General features: G+C 61.9%; 16 protein-coding genes. 11 read left to right on the plus strand and 5 right to left on the minus strand.

Features of this window, described 5'->3' with window-relative positions; translation table 11 throughout:
* Nucleotides 1-512 precede the first annotated feature (512 nt).
* The 11 genes from aroQ (at nt 513) to ACOZK9_RS18920 (ending at nt 13,607) form a co-directional block, all read left to right on the plus strand.
* Nucleotides 513-968 carry a type II 3-dehydroquinate dehydratase gene (aroQ, locus tag ACOZK9_RS18870; RefSeq protein ID WP_058414521.1) on the plus strand — a complete coding sequence of 152 codons (456 nt, stop codon included), beginning with the start codon at nt 513-515 and terminating at the stop codon, nt 966-968.
* 24 nt (nt 969-992) lie between these two features.
* Nucleotides 993-1,454, plus strand: a complete 462-nt coding sequence (gene accB, locus ACOZK9_RS18875) for an acetyl-CoA carboxylase biotin carboxyl carrier protein (RefSeq protein WP_058414520.1) — start codon at nt 993-995, stop codon at nt 1,452-1,454.
* A 17-nt stretch (nt 1,455-1,471) separates the two neighbouring features.
* On the plus strand, nt 1,472-2,833 hold the full coding sequence (accC, locus tag ACOZK9_RS18880; RefSeq protein ID WP_058414519.1) for an acetyl-CoA carboxylase biotin carboxylase subunit: 1,362 nt from the start codon (nt 1,472-1,474) through the stop codon (nt 2,831-2,833).
* Nucleotides 2,834-3,094: 261 nt separating this feature from the next.
* Nucleotides 3,095-3,973: a 50S ribosomal protein L11 methyltransferase gene (prmA, locus tag ACOZK9_RS18885; protein ID WP_099237329.1), complete on the plus strand. Its 879-nt coding sequence runs from the start codon at nt 3,095-3,097 to the stop codon at nt 3,971-3,973.
* Nucleotides 3,974-4,003: 30 nt separating this feature from the next.
* Nucleotides 4,004-5,287: a DUF3426 domain-containing protein gene (locus ACOZK9_RS18890; protein ID WP_421556330.1), complete on the plus strand. Its 1,284-nt coding sequence runs from the start codon at nt 4,004-4,006 to the stop codon at nt 5,285-5,287.
* Nucleotides 5,288-5,472: 185 nt separating this feature from the next.
* Nucleotides 5,473-6,486 (plus strand): tRNA dihydrouridine synthase DusB, encoded by a 1,014-nt coding sequence (dusB, locus tag ACOZK9_RS18895; protein ID WP_058414516.1) that lies wholly within the window; start codon nt 5,473-5,475, stop codon nt 6,484-6,486.
* Nucleotides 6,483-6,803: a DNA-binding transcriptional regulator Fis gene (fis, locus tag ACOZK9_RS18900; RefSeq protein ID WP_002555375.1), complete on the plus strand. Its 321-nt coding sequence runs from the start codon at nt 6,483-6,485 to the stop codon at nt 6,801-6,803. Before dusB ends, fis begins: the two co-directional genes overlap by 4 nt.
* A gap of 82 nt (nt 6,804-6,885) precedes the next feature.
* On the plus strand, nt 6,886-8,493 hold the full coding sequence (gene purH / locus ACOZK9_RS18905; protein ID WP_058414515.1) for a bifunctional phosphoribosylaminoimidazolecarboxamide formyltransferase/IMP cyclohydrolase: 1,608 nt from the start codon (nt 6,886-6,888) through the stop codon (nt 8,491-8,493).
* Between the two features lie 169 nt (nt 8,494-8,662).
* Entirely contained in the window at nt 8,663-9,955 is a 1,293-nt protein-coding gene (gene purD, locus ACOZK9_RS18910; RefSeq protein ID WP_421556331.1) for a phosphoribosylamine--glycine ligase, read from the plus strand.
* Nucleotides 9,956-10,070: 115 nt separating this feature from the next.
* The gene (locus tag ACOZK9_RS18915) at nt 10,071-12,842 is read left to right on the plus strand and encodes a hybrid sensor histidine kinase/response regulator (RefSeq protein WP_058414513.1); all 2,772 of its coding nucleotides are present in this window, start codon (nt 10,071-10,073) and stop codon (nt 12,840-12,842) included.
* 168 nt (nt 12,843-13,010) lie between these two features.
* Nucleotides 13,011-13,607, plus strand: a complete 597-nt coding sequence (locus ACOZK9_RS18920) for a MarC family protein (RefSeq protein WP_421556332.1) — start codon at nt 13,011-13,013, stop codon at nt 13,605-13,607.
* Here the strand turns inward: ACOZK9_RS18920 and ACOZK9_RS18925 are convergent.
* The 5 genes from ACOZK9_RS18925 to cobG all read right to left on the minus strand — a co-directional run bounded on the left by ACOZK9_RS18925 (nt 13,604) and on the right by cobG (nt 18,954).
* Nucleotides 13,604-14,383, minus strand: coding sequence for a hypothetical protein (locus ACOZK9_RS18925; protein WP_058414511.1), 780 nt, complete (start codon nt 14,381-14,383; stop codon nt 13,604-13,606). The genes ACOZK9_RS18920 and ACOZK9_RS18925 overlap by 4 nt on opposite strands.
* A gap of 237 nt (nt 14,384-14,620) precedes the next feature.
* Nucleotides 14,621-16,258 carry a precorrin-3B C(17)-methyltransferase gene (gene cobJ, locus ACOZK9_RS18930; RefSeq protein WP_421556333.1) on the minus strand — a complete coding sequence of 546 codons (1,638 nt, stop codon included), beginning with the start codon at nt 16,256-16,258 and terminating at the stop codon, nt 14,621-14,623.
* Nucleotides 16,258-16,989, minus strand: coding sequence for a precorrin-2 C(20)-methyltransferase (locus tag ACOZK9_RS18935; protein ID WP_058414509.1), 732 nt, complete (start codon nt 16,987-16,989; stop codon nt 16,258-16,260). Before ACOZK9_RS18935 ends, cobJ begins: the two co-directional genes overlap by 1 nt.
* The gene (locus tag ACOZK9_RS18940) at nt 16,989-17,615 is read right to left on the minus strand and encodes a precorrin-8X methylmutase (RefSeq protein ID WP_058414508.1); all 627 of its coding nucleotides are present in this window, start codon (nt 17,613-17,615) and stop codon (nt 16,989-16,991) included. Before ACOZK9_RS18940 ends, ACOZK9_RS18935 begins: the two co-directional genes overlap by 1 nt.
* Complete coding sequence (gene cobG, locus ACOZK9_RS18945; protein ID WP_421556334.1) at nt 17,608-18,954, minus strand: precorrin-3B synthase; 1,347 nt, start codon at nt 18,952-18,954, stop codon at nt 17,608-17,610. The genes ACOZK9_RS18940 and cobG overlap by 8 nt, the downstream gene beginning before the upstream one ends.
* Between the last annotated feature and the right edge of the window lie 23 nt (nt 18,955-18,977).

Genomic DNA, 18,977 nt, shown 5'->3' on the forward strand with positions numbered 1-18,977 from the left:
CGACGGGGCAGGGACGCCCCGTCGCGGCGGCCCGCTCCGTAATATCGGAGTGAGGGCATGCCGAGCCACAGCGAGGCACCGAGTGGTGGGGCGAGAGCGTTTTGGTTACTTTTGACTGGGCCGGCTTCCGGATCTATCAAAAGTGACTCGCTGTAAGAGCGAAACCGATATAAGCCATAACCCAAATAATGGATATGCACTCAAAACGAAAGCCAAAAACTTGGATAAATTTCAATAAAAAAACAATAGGTTATTTGTAGTTTGATAGGACGCGGCTTGCTCCCGATAGCAATTTTACAGTTGATACATGAACTGACTGACCCACCGCCATCGGGAGCAAGCCCCCTCCCACAACTAATCCCACAGGGTGACCGGATTCCGGGCCACGGTCACAAATTTTGCGCAATCCTCGCTAATCGTGCCGCCTACTGCATAGAACTGGACAGTCACAAAGGCTTTGCGGCATAGTCGCCGGGTTCTGACGTACCCACATCAATAACAAGGAACAGCCGATGGCGACCTTACTGGTTCTTCACGGACCCAACCTGAACCTGCTCGGCACCCGCGAACCGGGCGTCTACGGGGCAGTTACGCTGGATCAGATCAACCTTGATCTGGAACAGCGGGCGCGTGATGCCGGCCACCATTTGCTCTACCTGCAAAGCAATGCCGAGTACGAACTGATTGATCGTATCCACGCCGCACGCAGCGAAAGCGTGGACTTTATCCTGATCAATCCCGCCGCTTTTACGCACACGAGTGTTGCATTACGTGACGCGCTGCTGGCGGTGAGCATCCCATTTATCGAAGTGCATTTGTCGAACGTGCACAAACGTGAACCTTTCCGCCATCACTCTTACTTCTCCGACGTAGCGGTAGGAGTGATCTGCGGCCTTGGCGCCAGCGGTTACCGACTGGCCCTGGAGGCCGCCCTGGAACAGCTTGAACAACCGGCCAAGCGCCCCTGACCGACCCTTGGGAGTTGATGATTCATGGATATCCGTAAAGTTAAGAAACTGATCGAACTGCTGGAAGAATCCGGTATCGACGAGCTGGAAATCAAGGAAGGCGAAGAGTCCGTACGGATCAGCCGTCACAGCAAGACCCCGGCCCAACAGTTCTACGCGCCACAGATGCAAGCACCGGCTCCGGCCGCTGCTGCCCCGGCCGCCGCGCCGGTTGCCGCTGCGCCAGCCGCACCGGCAGCGCCTGTGCTGAACGGCTTCGTGGTCAAGTCGCCAATGGTCGGTACGTTCTACCGCACCCCGGCACCGACCTCGCCAGCCTTCGTTGAAGTCGGCAAAACCGTGAAAGTGGGCGACACCATCTGCATCGTTGAAGCGATGAAGATGATGAACCACATCACGGCCGAAAAAGCCGGCGTCATCGAATCCATCCTGGTAGAAAACGGTCAGCCGGTTGAGTACGACCAGCCGCTGTTCACCATCGTTTGAACCGCGGAGCGCCTTCGATGTTGAAACCTGCGAAGAAACTGCAAAAAGTCCTGATCGCCAACCGCGGCGAGATCGCGCTGCGTATCCTGCGCGCCTGTAAGGAAGAGGGCATCAAGACCGTCGCTGTTTACTCGACGGCCGATACCGAATTGATGCACGTGAAACTGGCGGACGAAAGCATTTGCATCGGCCCGCCACTGGCCACGAACTCGTACCTGAAAGTCTCGAACATCATCGCCGCTGCTGAAGTGACCGGCGCTGATGGCATCCACCCGGGCTACGGCTTCCTCGCGGAAAACGCCGATTTCGCCGAACAGGTGGAAAAATCCGGGTTTGCCTTCATCGGCCCCAAAGCCGAAACCATTCGCCTGATGGGCGACAAGGTCTCGGCCAAAGACGCCATGATCGCAGCCGGCGTGCCTACCGTTCCAGGTTCCGACGGCCCACTGCCTGAAGACGAGGCCACCGCTTTGCGCATTGGTCGCGAAGTCGGCTACCCGGTGATCATCAAGGCCGCCGGTGGCGGTGGTGGTCGCGGCATGCGTGTGGTGCACAAGGAAGAAGACCTGATCGAGGCGGCCAAGCAAACCCGCTCCGAAGCGGCTGCCTGGTTTGGCAACCCGATGGTCTACCTCGAAAAGTACCTGACCAACCCACGTCACGTGGAAGTGCAGGTATTGTCCGACGGCCAGGGCCACGCCATCCACTTGGGCGACCGCGATTGCTCGCTGCAACGTCGTCACCAGAAAGTGCTGGAAGAAGCTCCGGCACCGGGCCTGGATGAAACCGCTCGCCAGGAAGTGTTGGCCCGCTGCGTCAAGGCGTGCATCGACATCAACTACCGCGGCGCCGGCACCTTCGAGTTCCTCTACGAAAACGGCCGTTTCTACTTCATCGAGATGAACACTCGCGTGCAGGTAGAGCATCCGGTGTCGGAGATGGTGACTGGTATCGACATCGTCAAGGAGATGCTCAGCATCGCCGCTGGCAACGTGCTGTCCTTCACCCAGGACGACGTGAAGATCCACGGCCACTCGCTTGAGTGCCGGATCAACGCCGAAGACGCAAAAACCTTTATCCCAAGCCCTGGCCTGGTCAAGCATTTCCACGCGCCCGGCGGCAACGGCGTACGTGTGGATTCGCACCTGTACAGCGGCTACAAGGTTCCGTCCAACTACGACTCGTTGATCGGCAAGCTGATCACCTGGGGCGCGACTCGCGACGAGGCCATGGCCCGTATGCGCAATGCCCTGGACGAAATCGTGGTAGACGGCATCAAGACCAACATCCCGCTGCACCGGGACCTGGTACGTGATGAAGGCTTCTGCGAAGGTGGTGTGAACATTCACTACCTGGAACACAAGCTGGCTAACCAGTAAGTGCTCCACCCAACAAAGCCGCCTTCGGGCGGCTTTGTTGTTTCTGGGGTAGCAACAACACCAAAAAACCTTGTGGGAGGGGGCTTGCTCCCGATAGCGGTATATCAGCTGAAGATTATTTGACTGATACACCGCTATCGGGAGCAAGCCCCCTCCCACACGGGGCAAGCCCGCTCGCCACAAGCCCGCCGCTCGCGTAAACTTGCGCGCTTTCGCAGCCCCTTCCCTGCTGCACACTCATTATTTTCAAAGGTGCCCGCCATGCCTTGGCTGCAAGTCCGTCTCGCCATCAGCCCAGAACAAGCCGAAACCTACGAAGATGCTTTCCTCGAAGTCGGCGCGGTGTCCGTGACCTTCATGGACGCCGAAGACCAACCGATCTTCGAGCCTGAACTCAACACCACGCCGCTGTGGTCGCACACGCACTTGCTGGCCTTGTTCGAAGACGGCACCGACGCCGCCGCCGTGCTCGCCCATATGCAACTGCTCACCGGCAGCCCGCTGCCCGAGCACCACAGCGAAGTCATCGAAGACCAGGACTGGGAGCGCAGCTGGATGGACAACTTCCAGCCGATGCGTTTCGGCCAGCGCCTGTGGATCGTGCCAAGCTGGCACGCCGCGCCGGAACCTGAGGCGGTCAACCTGCTGCTCGACCCCGGCCTGGCATTCGGCACCGGCACCCACCCCACCACCGCCTTGTGCCTGGAATGGCTGGACGGCCAGGACCTGACCGACTGCAACGTGCTGGACTTCGGCTGCGGCTCGGGCATCCTCGCGATTGCCGCGCTGCTGCTGGGCGCCAAGCAAGCCGTGGGCACCGACATCGACGTGCAGGCGCTGGAAGCCTCGCGCGATAACGCCGGGCGCAACCACATTCCTGAAGCCAACTTCCCGCTGTACCTGCCGGAGCAATTGCCCCAGGTGCAGGCCGATGTGCTGGTGGCGAATATCCTCGCCGGGCCGCTGGTGTCGCTGGCACCGCAGTTGTCGAGCCTGGTCAAGCCGGGCGGCCGCCTGGCGCTGTCGGGCATCCTCGCCGAGCAAGGTGAAGACGTGGCGGCGGCCTATGCCGAGGATTTCGAGCTGGACCCTATTGCTAACCGTGATGGCTGGGTACGCATCAGTGGTCGTCGGCGCTAGAATGAGCGCTTGCCTGAATCGGATGGCCGCATGACCGACAGTTTCGTCACCCAGTGCCCACATTGCCAAGCACGCTTTCGCGTCAACCACGCTCAACTGAGCGCGGCCCGTGGCGTGGTGCGCTGCGGCTCGTGCCTGCAAGTGTTCAACGCGGTTCGCCAGTTGCTGGAACAGCGCGCCAGCGCGTCGGTTCAGGAAGCTCAGGAAGCTCAGCTACCTGAGCCACCGGCTGTCGCGCAGCCAACGGCCGAGGCCGCGTCAAACCCACCGCGGGCGATCAGCCAGAAGCAGTGGACCAGCGAAGCACTGGACCTGGACAACCTCGACCTGGACGAAGAACTGGCCAAGCTGGAACGCCGCGATATTCAGCACAGCCATGTGCCCGGCGCGGAGCGTCGCCAAGCGAGTGCCGACCGTCGGCTAAAGGAAGACGCCCTCAGCGCCAGCCGCGACCACCTCAAGGCCGAGGAAGAAAAGTGGGCCGCCAGCCTGTTCAGCGAGCCGCCTGGCGAGCGTGCCCAAGCCCCCCAAGACGCACCTGAACCGGCCAAGGCCGCTACGACCCGGCCGCGCACCGAACCGTCCATGTCGTTTCACGCCGATGCTGTCGACGATGAGCCGCCGCTGCGTTCAACCGCTGACGAAGACGAAGATGAGGACGATCGGGACCCGCCCTTCACGCTGCTGACCAAAGCCGCCGACGCGTCGGACGCCCAAGAGCGCCCGCCACTGCGGCGCAAGCGCCCGAGCCCCGACGTTGGCGTGCACGACACGGTGCTGCAAGACCTGGAAGACGACCCACTGCACCTTTACGCGCAGAAGCGCCCGCAGAGCTTCGGCCGCCGCCTGGTGTGGATAGTGCTGGTGCTGATCGCTGCCGCCGCCTTGGCGGGCCAGTACATCGCCTATCAGTTCGGCGACCTGGCGCGCCAGGACGCTTACCGCCCGTGGTTCCAGCAACTGTGCCCGACCCTCGGCTGCACGGTGCCATCACGCGTCGATATTTCGCACATCAAGAGCAGCAACCTGGTGGTACGCAGCAACCCGGAATTCGCCGGGGCGCTGGTAGTGGATGCGATCGTCTACAACCGTGCGGCGTTCTCCCAGCCCTTCCCGCTGCTTGAGCTGCGCTTTGCCGACCTCAACGGCGGCCTGATTGCCAGTCGTCGGTTCAAACCTGCCGAATACCTGAGTGGCGAGCTGGCCGGGGTGAGCGAAATGCCGTCGCAAACTCCGATCCATATCTCCCTGGATATTCTCGACCCCGGCAATAAAGCCGTGAATTACAGCCTGAGCTTCCACTCGCCCGAGTGAAACGGCACGCACACCGAGGTTTGACGGCGGATTTTTGACTTGCCGCCGCGCAACCAGAGCGACCGCGACAAACAAATAACTGTTCAGATTTTATCCAATTCAGCCTTTATCCAGTCATCGAGAGCGGGTATCATGCCAACCCTTTTTCGAACTCTAATGATCCGGCCCCACAACAGGGAAGCCCTATGTCGGCGGTACGCATCGGTCCATACACATTGCACAATGGCTTGATTCTCGCCCCGATGGCGGGCGTCACAGACCAGCCCTTTCGTCAGCTGTGCAAGCGCTTGGGCGCGGGTCTAGTAGTCTCTGAAATGGTCACCAGCGACATGAGTTTGTGGAACACCCGCAAATCGCGGATGCGCATGATCCACGAAGGTGATCCCGAGCCGCGCTCGGTACAGATCGCCGGTGGTGATGCGCAAATGCTCGCGGATGCGGCCCGAGCCAACGTGGAGCTGGGCGCACAGATCATTGACATCAACATGGGCTGCCCGGCCAAGAAGGTCTGCAACAAGGCCGCCGGTTCCGCGCTGTTGAAAGATGAGCAATTGGTAGCCGAGATCCTGCAGGCCGTGGTCGCCGCAGTGGATGTGCCGGTCACCCTGAAGATTCGTACCGGCTGGGACCGGGACAACAAAAACGGCCTGACGGTGGCCAGGATCGCCGAACAGGCAGGAATAGCAGCGCTGGCAGTGCATGGCCGCACCCGCGCCGACCTTTACACCGGTGAAGCCGAGTACGACACCATTGCCGCGATCAAACAGGCGGTGTCGATGCCGGTGTTTGCCAATGGCGATATTGACTCAGCCCAGAAAGCCCAGCGCGTGCTGCACGCAACCGGTGCCGATGGCGTGTTGATTGGCCGGGCTGCCCAGGGGCGGCCGTGGATTTTTCGTGAAATCGAGCATTTTTTGCGTACCGGCGAAGTATTGCCGGCACCGGAGTTGGTCGAGGTGGAACGTATTCTGCTAGAGCATTTGGCCGCCCTGCACGCCTTCTATGGAGACGTGATGGGTGTACGCATTGCTCGCAAGCATGTGGGTTGGTATCTCGCAACCCTGCCGGGCGCCAGGGAGTTTCGCGCCCACTTCAATCGTTTGGATGATACGCAAGCACAGGTCGCCACCGTTCGAGAGTTCTTCAGCGAGCGTGAAAAGAGCCTGGGAACAGGGGACGGAGAGGGGGTGGCCGCATGACGATGATGACCGAGACTTTAGTGAGTGGAACAACACCCGTGAGCGACAACGTCAATTTGAAACAGCACCTCAACACGCCGAGCGAAGAAGGCCAGACCCTTCGCGGGAGTGTCGAGAAGGCGCTGCACAATTATTTCGCCCACCTTGAGGGCGCTTCCGTCACGGACGTGTACAACCTGGTGCTCTCCGAAGTCGAGGCGCCCTTGCTCGAAAGCGTGATGAACTACGTCAAGGGCAACCAGACCAAAGCCAGTGAGCTGCTGGGCCTCAACCGTGGCACCTTGCGCAAAAAGCTCAAGCAGTACGATTTGCTGTAAGCATTCAATCAAACCAGAAAGGCGCCCGCGTAAAAAACGGACGCCTTTTTTGCTGACTCCTTTGCTTTTGATGGAAATTGAAATGACCGACCAGACCACCCGCCTGCCGATCCGCCGCGCCTTGATCAGCGTTTCCGACAAGACCGGGATCCTCGAATTTGCCCGGGAGCTGGAAGCTCTGGGCGTGGAAATTCTCTCCACGGGCGGGACCTTCAAACTGCTGCAGGACAACGGCGTGGCCGCAGTAGAAGTCGCGGACTACACCGGTTTCGCAGAAATGATGGACGGTCGGGTCAAGACCCTGCACCCGAAAATCCACGGCGGCATCCTCGGCCGTCGCGGTATCGACGACGCCATCATGAGCGAGCACGGCATCAAGCCGATCGACCTGGTGGCCGTTAACCTCTACCCCTTCGAAGCCACCATCAATAAGCCAGGCTGCGACCTGCCGAGCGCCATCGAGAACATCGATATCGGCGGCCCGACCATGGTTCGCTCGGCAGCAAAAAACCACAAAGACGTGGCCATCGTGGTTAACGCCAGCGACTACGCCCACGTGCTGGAAGGCCTCAAGGCCGGCGGCCTGACCTACGCCCAGCGTTTCGACCTGATGCTCAAGGCCTTCGAACACACCGCCGCCTACGACGGCATGATCGCCAACTACATGGGCACCGTGAACCAGGCGGCTGAAACCCTCAGCACCGAAGGCCGCAGCCAGTTCCCGCGCACCTTCAACAGCCAGTTCATCAAGGCCCAGGAAATGCGCTACGGCGAGAACCCGCATCAGAGCGCGGCGTTCTACGTGGAAGCCAAACCGGCCGAAGTCGGCATCGCCACCGCGACCCAACTGCAAGGCAAAGAGCTGTCCTACAACAACGTGGCCGACACCGATGCCGCGCTGGAATGCGTGAAGAGCTTCGTCAAGCCCGCCTGCGTGATCGTCAAGCACGCCAACCCGTGCGGCGTGGCCGTGAGCCCGGACGCTGAAGGCGGCATTCGCCAGGCCTACGAACTGGCCTACGCCACCGACACCGAATCCGCGTTCGGCGGCATTATCGCCTTCAACCGTGAACTCGACGCCGAGACCGCCAAGGCAATCGTTGAGCGCCAGTTCGTTGAAGTGATCATCGCCCCAAGCGTCAGCGCCGAAGCGCGCGCCATCGTTGCGGCCAAAGCCAATGTACGCCTGCTGACCTGCGGCGAGTGGTCGGCTGACCGCGCCGCTGCCTGGGACTACAAGCGCGTCAACGGCGGCTTGCTGGTACAGAGCCGCGACATCGGCATGATCGGCAGCGCCGACCTCAAAGTGGTGACCCAGCGCGCACCGACCGAGCACGAGATCAACGACCTGATCTTCGCCTGGAAAGTCGCCAAGTACGTTAAATCCAACGCCATTGTGTATGCGAAGAACCGCCAGACCATCGGTGTCGGCGCCGGCCAGATGAGCCGCGTGAACTCGGCGCGTATCGCCGCAATCAAGGCTGAACACGCGGGCTTGCAGGTCGCCGGTTCGGTGATGGCGTCTGATGCGTTCTTCCCGTTCCGCGACGGTCTGGATAACGCCGCCAAGGCCGGTGTTACCGCCGTGATCCAACCGGGTGGCTCGATGCGCGATGCCGAAGTGATCGCCGCCGCTGACGAAGCCGGCATCGCCATGGTCTTCACCGGCATGCGCCACTTCCGCCACTGACGTTGGGCTGCAAGTTTCAAGCTGCAAGCCACAAGTAAAAGCAGAACAGTGTTGCTTTTGCTGTTGTTTGCAGCCTCTCTAATTCAAAGCCGAATGCAGCACTTCAAAGCGCCAAGATCGCTTCTAACGTGCAGCTTGCGGCTTGTAACTTCCTCCGAAGGAGTCTGACTTGAACGTCCTTATCATTGGCAGCGGTGGCCGTGAACACGCCCTGGCCTGGAAAGTAGCCCAGGACCCACGCGTGCAAAAAGTTTTTGTAGCGCCGGGCAACGCCGGTACTGCGATTGAAGCCAAGTGCGAGAACGTCGCCATTGACGTTCTGGCCCTTGAGCAGTTGGCCGACTTCGCCGAGCAGAATGTATCCCTGACCATCGTCGGCCCGGAAGTGCCGTTGGTTGCAGGCGTCGTGGACCTGTTCCGCAGCCGTGGCCTGGACTGCTTCGGCCCTACCGCCGGCGCGGCGCAGCTGGAAGGCTCCAAAGCCTTCACCAAGGATTTCCTGGCGCGCCACAAGATCCCGACCGCCGACTACCAGAACTTCACCGAGATCGAGCCGGCGCTGGCTTACCTGCGTGAAAAAGGTGCACCCATCGTGATCAAGGCCGATGGCCTGGCCGCCGGTAAAGGCGTTATCGTTGCGATGACCCTGCAGGAAGCCGAAGACGCGGTGCGCGACATGCTCGCCGGCAACGCCTTTGGTGACGCCGGTTCACGCGTGGTCATCGAGGAGTTCCTCGACGGCGAAGAAGCCAGCTTTATCGTGATGGTCGACGGCAAAAACGTGCTGCCGATGGCCACCAGCCAAGACCACAAACGCGTCGGCGACGGCGACACTGGCCCGAACACCGGCGGCATGGGCGCGTACTCCCCAGCCCCCGTGGTGACCGCCGACGTTCACCAGCGCGTGATGGACCTGGTGATCTGGCCGACCGTGCGCGGCATGGCCGACGAAGGCAACGTGTACACCGGTTTCCTGTATGCCGGCCTGATGATCGACAAAGCCGGCAACCCGAAAGTCATCGAGTTCAACTGCCGCTTTGGCGACCCGGAAACCCAACCGGTGATGCTGCGTCTGCAATCGAGCCTGGTGCTGCTGGTAGAAGCGGCGCTGGCCCAAGCGCTGGACAAGGTTGAAGCGCAGTGGGACCCGCGCCCAAGTGTCGGTATTGTGCTGGCGGCCGGCGGCTACCCGGCCGACTACGCCAAGGGCGAGGTGATTGAAGGTCTGGACGCGGCTGCTACGCTGGAAGGCAAGGTGTTCCATGCGGGCACCGCGCTCAAGGACGGCAATGTTGTAACCGCAGGTGGCCGTGTATTGTGCGCCACTGCGATGGGTGCCAGTGTCGACGCCGCGCAACAACAAGCGTATGCACTGGCCGCAAAAATCAACTGGAAAGGTTGCTTCTACCGCAAGGACATCGGCTACCGCGCCATTGCCCGCGAACGTGGCGAGAGCAACTGAACAGCTACAATCAAGTCGCTATCCGTTCGGTTAGGTAAGGGCCACTGGCCCTTGCCGTACTCATGTCGCCCCGCGCATAGTTAACCCGTGCATCAACCTACGAAGGGATTTCGCCGTGCGCTGGCTCAGGATCGCCATAGGTTTCACAGTCAGCCTGCTGACCTTGCTCTGCTTGTTCCCGGCCCAGGCCGCCGCGCAAGGCAGTGGCTGGTCGGTATTGCTTGATGAGCAGGCCGACTTGCAACTGAGCGACATCCGCTCCGCGCGCTATATCAACCAATTCAGCCCCATCGAACTGGACCGCATCACCGCCGCCGAGCCGGACGGTGCGTTGTGGGTGCGCTTCAAGCTGCAACCCGGCAAGCACGAGCAAGTGCTGCGGGTATTCGCCCCCGACCTGTCCCACCTGAGCCTCTATGTACTGGACGGCGACACGCTGGTGGAACAACAAAACACCGGCACCCGCCAGCCCCAGGCGGCGCGCCCACTGCCCAGCAGCGATTTCATGCTGCCGCTGCCGCAAAGCCAGAAGACCCTCGATGTCTACCTGCGCCTGGTCTCTGAACATGAGCTGCGCCCCTATATCACCCTGGAACCTGCGGTACTTGCCGCTGCGGACCAGACGCAAACACTGATTTACGGCCTGTTGTTCGGCTGCCTGTTGATGCTGATCCTGCACAACCTCACGCGCTTCGCTTACCACCGCTCGCGCAGCAGCCTGTGGCTGGCGGCCTGCGAGGTGCTGTTGATGGCCAGCCTGGCGCTGCTGCTCAACCTGTTGGGGCCGTGGCTGCCGAACTGGCACGCCATGCAAACCCCCGGCGCCTACCTCGCCCTGCTGCTGACCGCGCCGTGCGGGCTGATGTATGCCTACCGGTTTTTCATGCCTTTAGGCCCACACCCGCTGAACAAGCTGTTGATGGCCGACATCCTGCTGATCGTGCTGTGCGGCCTGCTGTTGTTGTTCGTCAACACCTTGCCGCTGAACATCATCACCTACGCCCTGGTCGCACTGGCTGGCCTGAGCATGTTGTTTGTCTCGGCCTATCACTGGCAGAAAGGCTACCGGCCGGCGCGTCTGTTCGTGGCCGCAATGGTCGTGTTCAACATCGGCACACTGATCATCCTGCCTGCCCTGCTCGGCCTGACGCTGGTGGCGCCACAAGGTTTAATCGTCACCCTGCTCGGGTTTGTCTGCCTCAGCGGCTTGCTGATGAGCCTGGCCTTGGGCGAACGCCAGCGCGCGCTTGTAGAAGCACGCTTCAGCCTCAGCCGCGACCTGGCCGCCAGCAACGCCGAAATCGCCGCCAAGGCCGAGTTCCTGGCAAAGATCAGCCACGAAATCCGCACCCCCATGAACGGCGTGCTGGGCATGACCGAGCTGCTGCTGGGCACGCCGCTGTCGGTGAAACAGCGTGACTACGTGCAAACCATCCACAGCGCCGGCAACGAGCTGCTGACACTGATCAACGAGATTCTCGACATCTCCAAACTGGAGTCCGGGCAGATCGAGCTGGACGACGTGCAATTTGACCTCAACGCGCTGATCGAAGACTGCCTGAGCATCTTCCGCGCCAAGGCCGAACAGCAAAACGTCGAGCTGATCAGCTTTATCCAGCCGCAGGTGCCGCGCGTGATCAGTGGCGACCCGACGCGCCTGCGCCAGGCACTGTTGAGCCTGTTGGAAAACGCCCTGCAAAAAACCGACGAAGGCGAAGTGCTGATCGTCGTCGCCCTCGACGAACGCAGTACCAAGCCGCGCCTGCGCATCGCCGTGCAAGACAGCGGCCTGCCGATGGAGGCCGCCGAGCGCGACGCGTTGTTGCACAGCGAACTGCACAGCAAGAACTTCCTGTCGGCCACGCGTTTGAGCGGCCACTTGGGCCTGGTGATCGCCCGCCAACTGATTTTGTTGATGAACGGCGAGTTCGGCATCAAGAGCGGCAGCCATCAAGGCAGTACCTTGTGGTTAACCTTGCCGCTGGACCCGGAACGCCTGGAACACCCGACCTCCGACCTCGACGGCCCGCTCAAAGGCGCACGCGTATTGGTGGTGGACGACAACGACACCTGCCGCAAAGTGCTGGTGCAGCAATGCACCGCCTGGGGCCTGAACGTCAGCGCCGTGCCTTCAGGCAAAGAAGCCCTGGCGTTGCTGCGCACCAAGGCGCACCTGCGCGATTATTTCGACGTGGTGCTGCTGGACCAGAACATGCCCGGCATGACCGGCATGCAACTGGCGGCAAAAATCAAGGAAGACCCGAGCCTTAACCACGACATCCTGCTGATCATGCTGACCGGTATCAGCAACGCGCCGAGCAAGATCATCGCGCGCAACTGCGGGATCAAGCGCATCCTCGCCAAGCCGGTGGCTGGCTACACGTTGAAAACCACCCTGGCCGATGAACTGACCCAACGCAACAAAGGTGTGGTGCAGCCACGCGTCGCCCTCAGCGCGCCTGCAGTCGTGACCGTGCCCAGCGATTTCCGCATCCTGGTGGCCGAAGACAACAGCATATCCACCAAAGTGATACGCGGCATGCTCGGCAAGCTCAACCTCAACCCCGACACCGCCAGCAACGGCGAAGAAGCGCTGGAGGCGATGAAAGCCCAGCGTTACGACCTGGTGTTGATGGACTGTGAAATGCCGATCCTCGACGGCTTCTCCGCGACGCAACAGCTACGCGCGTGGGAAGTCAGCCACCAGCGTATTCGCACACCGGTAGTGGCGCTGACGGCGCATATCTTGTCGGAACATAAAGAACGCGCACGCCAGGCCGGGATGGACGGGCATATGGCCAAGCCGGTGGAGTTATCGCAATTGCGCGAACTGGTGGAGTATTGGGTGGCGCAGCGTCAACAGCGACCGGAGCATGCGGCGTCCTGACCATGACTTGAAATGCGGCCCCTTGTGGGAGGGGGCTTGCTCCCGATAGCGGTGCCACAGTCAGTTGATCTGTCACTCAACCACCGCCATCGGGAGCAAGCCCCCTCCCACCTTTGATCTCTGTGCCCTGATAGACTCAGCCAACTTCCCCGCCCGCGAGCCGCCCTCATGCTCCACGTGTTGTTCAGCGTTTACCTGAAAATGCTGGTGCTCTACAGCCCGTTCTTCGTGCTGTCTTGCTTCATCAGCCTGACCCGTGGCTATTCGAGCAAGGAACGCCGCCGCCTGGCCTGGAAAGTCGCGCTGGCGGCGCTCGTTTCAAGCGTGCTGCTCTACCTGTTCGGTCGGGTGATTTTCAGCGTCTTCGGCATCACTGTAGACGCCTTCCGTATCGGTGCCGGCAGCGTGCTGTTTATCTCGGCCTTGGGCATGGCCCAAGGCAAATCAACCGTGCAGACCGACAACGTGCAGCAAGACGTGACCATCGTGCCGCTGACCATCCCGCTGACGGTTGGCCCCGGCACCATCGGTGCATTGCTGGTGATGGGCGTCAGCCAGCCGCATTGGGATGACAAGCTCACCGCCATACTCAGCATCGCCCTGGCCAGCCTCACGGTGGGCGTGGTGCTTTACCTGTCCAACCGTATCGAACGTATTCTGGGTGACCAGGGCTTGCAGATTGTCAGCCGGTTAATGGGGTTGTTTGTGTGCGCCCTCGCCGCGCAAATTATCTTCACCGGGGTGCGCGGCTATCTGCTGCCCTAGATGCGGTATTGGGCGATTGCCGACTGCACTTTGTCACCCGCGCTTTCGCGCATCAGTTGCAGGGTCTTTTCGTTAACCACCGACGTATTCAGCACCAGGCAGGTCTGCCCGCTGAAGGCCTCGAACGAGGCGCTGTCCCACTCCAGAAACGGCAACCCGAGCTGTTTGCTCACGCCTTGAGAGCTGTAAGTCACCAGCACCATCATCAGTTCGCCAGCGGTTTCGGCGCAGGACGCCAGGCCGAAATCACCGCCTTGATGCACGCTGCTGTTGCGCTTGAACAGCTCGAATGAGGCAGGTTGCTGCTTCAGGGCCTCCAGTGCGTCGGCCGCCAATTTTGGCATTGCAGCGAGCAATGGCCCGGCCAATGAGGTCGACGCCAGCATCGCGGCAATCATGCTCAGCGCTGTCAGTTGCACGGTCAGGCCCTTGCCCGAGCTTTTGACCCGCTCGAAACGGCTGCGCAGCGGCAGCCAGCCCAAACTGATCATCACCTTGATAAATTCGTCGTACCAGGCCTGCGTGCCACGCTGCACTTTCAACACGTCGCTGACGTAGCTGCTCGCCAACAGGTAGCTCTTGCGGATGTACTCGCGGTTCAAGGCGGATATGCCTTCAACAAACGAGATCACACCGTTGTTCACCACCGCCGCGTTGCAATCATCCTCAGTGCCCGGCGGCACAACCGGCGTAGCGCCCGGTGCACCTGGCAGCTTATAGGCGGCAATCAGCTTGCGCCTTTTCGCATTGATGACTCTTTTGTGATGTCGCTCCATTTTCAATTCTCCACAAGCACCCCACATGGGGTTCGCCTTCACACTAGTCGAGTGGCGGGCGGGCTTTCCAGACGACAAACATCGCTTGGCGCCACCGCCCAAACAGCTCGCCCCAGCAATAACAAGGCGCGCCTGTGGGCATTACGTATTTCATCGATAAAAAAAGAAAAAGCCCCGAACAACGGCAGATTTTTACCTGGCGTTATTCGGAGCTTTCTCGCGCGTGGCGGGGCGTTTTCAGGAGGCCGGTTTTTCGCCGTACCAGCGCGGCGTGTACACCCATTCACCGCCACCCGCGCGCGGGAACACGCACGTGGTGGACGAGCCGATCAGCACCATGGTGCGCATGTCGACCTGCGCAGGCGTCAATTGCCCGAGCGTGGTGACGCGCAGCGTCTGGCCGGGGCGACCAATATCACGCCCCAGCACCACCGGGGTTTCAGGCGTGCGATGCAGCGCCACGATTTCCAGCGCACGCCCGAGTTGCCAGGGCCGCGCACGCGAGATCGGGTTATAGAACGCCAGCGCCAGGTCGGCCTGGGACGCGAGGTCCAGGCGCTTTTCAATAATCGACCAAGGCTTGAGGTTGTCGGACAGCGACATCACGCAAAAATCATGGCCCAGCGGCGCACCCGCTTGCGCGGCGGTGGCCAGAGACGCCGAGACGCCCGGCAATATCTGCAGGTCGACTTGATGCCAGGCCGCGTCACTCGATTCGTGCAAGGCTTCGATCACGGCGGCGGCCATGGCGAACACGCCAGGGTCGCCGGACGACACCACCACCACCGAACGGCCTTGCGCAGCCAGCTCAAACGCATGGCGCGCGCGCTGCATTTCTTCGCGGTTGTCGGTGCAGTGCTGCACCTGGTCATCACGAAACGGCCCGGCCATGCTCACATAGGTTTCGTAGCCCAGCACATCGGTGCAACGCGCCAATTCAGCCTTGACCGCCGGCACCATCAACTCGGCGGCGCCGGGGCCGAGGCCGATCACAGCGAGGCGGCCACGCGGGCGACCGACGTGCGACAGGTTCAGCGGTTGCTCGGCCACAGTGATAACAACGTCGGCGTGTTGCGCCACCTCAGCAAACCGCAGCGGCACCCCCAGTTCCAGCGCCGCCGCCTGCAACGACGCCTCGGCCATGTGCGTTTCACTGGCCAACAGGCACGCCAGCGACTGCACGGCGATGCCAGCCTGATGCAACGCCAACCGCACACGCGCGGCCAGATCCGCGCCCGGCTGGCAGGTAACGCAGACATTTTTTGGATAAATCAGCAATTCATTCGCCGCCGGCACGCGCTCGGCGTTGCCCACATGAATCGTCAAGTCGGCCTGCTGATCCTGCGGCAGGTTGGCCTGGTGCAGCCACGGCGCCGCACCTTCGATACGCACCGGTGCGCCCGCCAACAAGTCCGAGACAAAACGCTTGCCCAGCTCAAGGTCGGCCAACTGATACCCCGCTGGCGGGTTGAGCAGGCAAGTGCCGAAACGCAGCTCGCCGCTGGTGGTGATCGCCGCGGCCACACCGAGTGCAGCGCCGATGTCGCGCGCCATCACGTTCACCCCGCCCAGCCCACCGAGCAACGGCACCACGGCACTGCCGTCTTCGGCCACGGCGAGCACGGCGGGTTCTTCGCCTTTTTCCAGCAGCAGCGGCGCCAGCGTGCGGATGACGATACCGGCGGCGCACAGCGCGATCAGCGGCGTGCCTTGTTGATAAAGCTGGCGCAGGGTCGCGCCAAACTCGCTGTACACCTGGTCGGCACCGTCAACCCGCCCGGCCAAGCCGTGGATCAACGCGCCGGGGTAAACCTGCGCGATCTTGCGCGCAGTGGCCAGGCTGCCCTGGCCCAGAATAATGATCGCCGGGGTCATCAACCTTGCCACCTTTCACCCGGAACGATGATCAACGAGAAGTACGGCGACGACGTCGGGTCAACCTCAGCCAGCGGCACGATTTTCTGGTTCGACATGGTCGCGCGCTCCACGTACAACGCGCGCTCGGCCAAACCGAGTTCTTCCAGCACCTGACGCACTTTGTGGAAGTTGCGCCCCAGCTTCATGATCACCGCCGCATCCGCATCGGCCAAGCGACGCTTGAGGTCGTCATGCGGCAACACGCCCGACAGCACCGACAGGCTCTGATTGCGATACACCAGCGGCGCGCCGAGTACCGAAGCACCGCCCAACATCGAGCACACGCCGGGGATAACCTGTGCCTCATAGTGCTCGGCCAAGCGGTCGTGCAGGTACATGTAGGAGCCGTAGAAAAACGGATCGCCTTCACAGATCACCGCCACATCGCGGCCGGCATCCAGGTGCGCGGCCACGTCCAGGCTGGCCCGGTCGTAGAAGTCGCTGATCACTTGCTCGTAGGACAGCGGCGCCGGCAGCGCCTCGGTGGTCACCGGGTACACCAGCGGCATCAGCGTCTGCTGCGCCACCAAGTGGTCCTCGATGATACCGAAGGCGTTGCCCTTCTTGCCCTTGGCCACGAAGTACGCCACCACCGGCGACTCGCGCAGCAAGCGCAGGGCTTTGACGGTGATCAGTTCCGGGTCGCCGGGGCCTACGCCCAGGCCAAGCAAACGTCCGCGTGCGGGCATTATTCGACCTCCGTGGCCAAGGCGTTCACCGCAGCGGCGGCCATTGCACTGCCGCCCAAGCGGCCTTGCATGATCACGAACGGCACGCCACGGCTATCGGCCGCCAGCATCGCCTTGGATTCGGCAGCGCCGACAAAGCCTACCGGAAAACCGAGAATCAACGCAGGCTTCGGCGCGCCGGCATCGAGCATTTCGAGCAGGTAGAACAACGCGGTCGGCGCGTTGCCGATCACCACCACACTGCCCTCCAGGTGCGGGCGCCACAGCTCCAGCGCGGCAGCGGAGCGGGTGTTGCCCAGCTCAAGCGCCAACGCCGGCACGCTGTCGTCGCGCAGGGTGCAAATCACCTGGTTATTCGCTGGCAGGCGGGTGCGCGTCACGCCTTCAGAGACCATCCGCGCATCGCACAAAATCGGCGCGCCCGCCGCCAGTGCATCGCGCCCGGCCTTGCCTGCGCCTTCGGAAAACTGCAGGCCGTCAATGGCGTCAACCATGCCGCACGCGTGAATCACCCGCACGGCGAGTTTTTCCAGGTCGGCCGGGATGCGCTCCAACTTGGCTTCCGCGCGAATAATGGCGAAGGAGTTGCGATAGATCTCCTGACCGTCGCGGATGTAATCAATCATCGGTGTTGCTCCGTGGGCGAGCGCGCAGCAGGGCGCCCGCCGCTTCAATAGAAAGAGTGCGCGCGTGCAGCCGGCCGAAACCTGGCTGGGCTGCCTCGCGAAAATAGACGTCGTAGTGGCCGGGGCTCACTGCCAGCAAGGTGACCGGCGCGGTGTGCGCGGCGGCGCAGGAGCGCGAACAGCCCGACAGGTGCACCTCAGCGCCGGGTTGCAGCGCGGCCAGTTGCACGGCGTCGGCCTTGGTGTCGGCCAGGCCTTTGCCGCAACCGCTGGAACCGGTACAGGCGATCATGCGCGCCAAGGGTTGCTCGACTGAACAGAGAAAGCCGAGTTGCATCAGGCCTTCGGTCACCGCGTGAGGGTGTTTAACGTTGGGCAGCAGCACGCCCTGCCAGGGTGTGAAACGCAACGTGCCGTCGCCGTACTCGCTGGCGAGCTGCGCGGCGCCCTTGAGCATCATCGAGTCGAGGCGCCCCAAGGGGGCAACAGCAGCGACGTAGTGCTGATCTTTTTGACGCTGTGGATAACTTCCCAGGTGCAACACAGCGCCACTGGCCGGGCGCTTGAAGCCATCAACCGGCAGCAGCGGCAGGCTGAGATGGCGCAGCAAGTTATCCACAGCCAAATGGCGCATGCGCGTTTGCTCAGGCGTGGCGAGGTCGAGAAACGCCTCCAGCACGCCGACCACCAGTGCATGGCCTTGGTCCAGCCGCACCGCCGCCAACGGCGCATCCAGCCCAGGGCAACCGGCCAGGCCGAACGCCAGCAGCGTCTCGCCCTCGCGCTCAAAGGCTGACAGCCACAGGTCATGGTGATGTTCGAGCATCGCCAGCGCCTCACCGCCATCCAGTTGCACGGCGAACTTGGCCGACAGCTCATGTAAGCGCGGGTGGTTTTGCAGCGTCGCGAGGATCTGCTCGGCCAGCGGGCGGGTGTCGAACAGCATCTGCGGGTCGATACCGGCGCCGGGGCTGAGCATCAGGTTGCGCACGTCGTCACCGGCGGCGTTGTTCGGGCCTAAACCTGCGGCCAACAGCGCGGCAATCAAGGCGCCTTGCTCGGCGCCAATACCGCGAATCTGCAGATTGGCGCGGTTGGTCGCCTCGATCACCCCGCCGGCGTAGGCCTGGGCGGCGTCTGCCAGCGCATGGGCTTGCGCTGCGCTGATCGAACCACCGGCCAATTTGATCCGGCAAATGCCGCCATCCAACGCCTGGACGATACGCAGCAACCCCGGGCAAGCCGAGGGGCGCAAAGTATTCAGAGCAGGCGTTGGGTTCACGGGGCTACCGGTTGACGGGTAAAGGCGCGGTATTATGCCTGCTTTGTCCGGCGGCATGAAAAGCCTGCCCGTCGGATGTC

The sequence above is a fragment of the Pseudomonas kitaguniensis genome (assembly GCF_049199985.1).
GTDB classification, from domain to species: Bacteria; Pseudomonadota; Gammaproteobacteria; order Pseudomonadales; family Pseudomonadaceae; genus Aquipseudomonas; species Aquipseudomonas kitaguniensis.